The sequence below is a fragment of the Dissulfurimicrobium sp. genome (assembly GCF_049968175.1).
Classification (GTDB): domain Bacteria; phylum Desulfobacterota; class Dissulfuribacteria; order Dissulfuribacterales; family Sh68; genus Dissulfurimicrobium; species Dissulfurimicrobium hydrothermale.
Genome location: NZ_JBMFRG010000107.1, coordinates 1 through 2,524 on the forward strand (window position 1 = coordinate 1; position 2,524 = coordinate 2,524).

The window sequence follows — 2,524 nt, forward strand, 5'->3', positions numbered from 1 at the left end:
AGGCTTGGCGGGCGAACCGCATCGGGAGTAAGCAAAGGCACCTCCTATCTTGTGGCCGGCGAGAATCCTGGATCAAAGTTCAAAAAGGCAATGGAGCTCGGGATCAAAATTATAAATGAGGATGAGTTTCTTGAGCTTGTGCAGAAGACACATTTTTAAAATAAATCAGACCCGCTTCCCTCCAGCAATTTATTCTTCAGCCGCTCCATATCTTGTATGTGGATATTGCAGCGGCTTACGCTTACCAGGCCCTCTTCCTTGAATTTCCTCAACATTCGAGAGACGGTTTCACGGGCTATGCCTGCGAGGGACATGATTTCGTTTTGGGAGAGCTGACAAACAGGTACGCCTTGTTTGTCAATAGAATGATGGTTGATAAGTATCGATGCAATACGGGATTGGGCCTTAAAAAATACCGACTTTTCCACCAGGCCTGAATAGCCGACCATCTTGCCGGCAAGACACTGCAAAAGTCTGGCTGAAATCTCTGGATATTTGTTTATGACCGCCTCGTAATCTTTTTTGTTTAAACAATACACCATGGTATTCTGCACCGCCTCTGCATTTGCAAAGGCAACCCCATACAGCATCATCGCAAGACAGAAAAATTCCCTGGGCTTGATAAACCAGATCGTAAATTTTTTACCGTCGGAATTGGTCTTATATATCTCTATCTTGCCCATTTCAACTATATAAAGGATATTGACCGCATCTCCCTCTTGATATATCAGTTTTCCCTTTGAAAATTTTTTTATATAGGTGCGCCTTTATTTCAGCTAAAGCCTGTTCGCTTAGACCTGCAAACGTGGGGATGCTTACAAGAAAATCATCGATGCAATCCTTCTTTAACTGCGATTTATTTTTAATAATCAGATTCATAAAAGCCAATTTGATCTTGACTACAAAGGGTTGTTTTTTTGTTGCGCAACAAAAAATTTTTATATTAAAAATTAAAATATGTGTCAATATGATACAATAAACAAAAATTTATACAACATGTTATCAAAAATAATTTATTCGTTACTCCCGAACGCCCTTATCGGGGGTCTGGTTATAAAATATAGCAGGGTCTATTGCCAATTAGTTGAATAAAAGGAGAGATTTAAAGTTTGATCAGGGGGCGTTTGATTCCGCGGATGGTGATGGTTCCTCAATCATAAAACCCGGTTGATATATGAGATGCCGGATATTGCAGGCGAGCGCAGCACTGGCCAGAATCACCTGGTTCACAGATGGCATGGAAGAGATGAACCGATCCAGGCCTGTTTCATTTTTAAATCTACTTATGTGCCGCCCCTGGGCCAGGTGATCTTGATAAAGGGCGATGACAGCCTCTTCAGAGAGCCGCAGCGAGGTCCACCACCCCTCAAGTTTGACCTCTGGCACCAGCAGTGTCGCCCCTGACTTATCAGTGGTGTATTTGGTCACCATGATCACCAGCCGCGCACCGGCCTTGTGCTGGGTCCCGTCTTCATTATCCCGGCTGTGTTGATCTTCCACGCTTAAAAGCGCCACCTCTTTGCCAGGGCAGGATGTGTTGACCCTGCCTTCAGTAAAGGCCCGGCGGTACCAGAGGGGCAGGTTTTGATCGTGGCAATTCCATTTCAGTATGTAGTCCGCCTGGTTACATTTGGATAGCGCCTTGCATGCATCCCACGCCCCGCAGACATCGTCCATGCGAATAAGCAGAGGGGCGTCTGTCAGCCATTGCGCCTTGTCAATCACCCTGGCAAGAAATGCGGCGAATTCGTCATTGCTTCGTCCGAGAAGCCCTGTGGTCAGGGCCCATTTCCTCATGGACAGACAGGCAACCACAGGGATTAAATCTCGAAGATTTTTGCAGACATGGCCCCACCGCGCCCTTCCCAGGAAGGAGCATGGGTCAGCCATGGGCAACACGCCGATATCCAAAGTAACATGGCCATCCGGCAAGTTATCAAGAGGGATACTTGCGCGTTTAAAAAATTCAGTAATACAGATATCTGCAACAGCGCCGAGGGGTTCGGCATATTCTTCCAGGTGCCGCCTTAGCGCGGACTCTGAAGGGATTTCTTTGAGCCCGAGAGACTCGGCAAAAAAACGATCGCTGGAAAGTTGATCTATTGTTTCAAAATCGCCTCTGCCAACAAACAAAATGGCTACAAGGCTTTTGAGCGCATCAACGTGGGCGATCCATGCCCGGCCCTGACCGGGCAGATGGCTCAGCCGCTTTGACATGCTGGTGAAACGCTCCAGATACTGGTTCAGTATGGCCAGGTCTGCCAAGTCTGAACGACGGGCGCAGGGGTCTCCGTCCGGCCCTTTCCCGGGAAAGGGCTTCATGGGGGTCCATCTCGACATCGCCATTAGACTTAAGGGCCTAGCTAGTCTTCCCTTTTGGGGGCGGCCCATCTCAACTTGAACCAGCTGCCATCATTGCTGTCTTTGGCCTTTTCGACCTTGCCCTGGGCCTGGCCCTGCCTTTGAGCCTGAGGCTGGCCTGTCTGCTGCGCGGCCGCTCCATCAGGGACGCCCTGTATGTTCA

At 48.3% G+C, this 2,524-nt stretch carries 3 protein-coding genes; 1 reads left to right on the forward strand and 2 read right to left on the reverse strand.

The window, feature by feature from the left end; genetic code table 11:
• The coding region (locus ACP5SG_RS09580) for a BRCT domain-containing protein (protein ID WP_428124068.1) at nt 1-159 on the forward strand (159 nt) is incomplete at its 5' end.
• Here the strand turns inward: ACP5SG_RS09580 and ACP5SG_RS09585 are convergent.
• Together ACP5SG_RS09585 and ACP5SG_RS09590 are read right to left on the reverse strand one after the other, a co-directional pair.
• Complete coding sequence (locus tag ACP5SG_RS09585) at nt 156-755, reverse strand: Crp/Fnr family transcriptional regulator (protein WP_428124073.1); 600 nt, start codon at nt 753-755, stop codon at nt 156-158. The genes ACP5SG_RS09580 and ACP5SG_RS09585 overlap by 4 nt on opposite strands.
• A gap of 358 nt (nt 756-1,113) precedes the next feature.
• Nucleotides 1,114-2,322, reverse strand: coding sequence for a hypothetical protein (locus ACP5SG_RS09590; protein ID WP_428124061.1), 1,209 nt, complete (start codon nt 2,320-2,322; stop codon nt 1,114-1,116).
• Nucleotides 2,323-2,524 lie beyond the last annotated feature (202 nt).

Coding starts and splice junctions, on each gene's coding strand:
- ACP5SG_RS09590 (WP_428124061.1), bottom strand. CDS start 2,322: ATGAAGCCCTTTCCCGGGAAAGGGCCGGACGGAGACCCCTGCGCCCGT.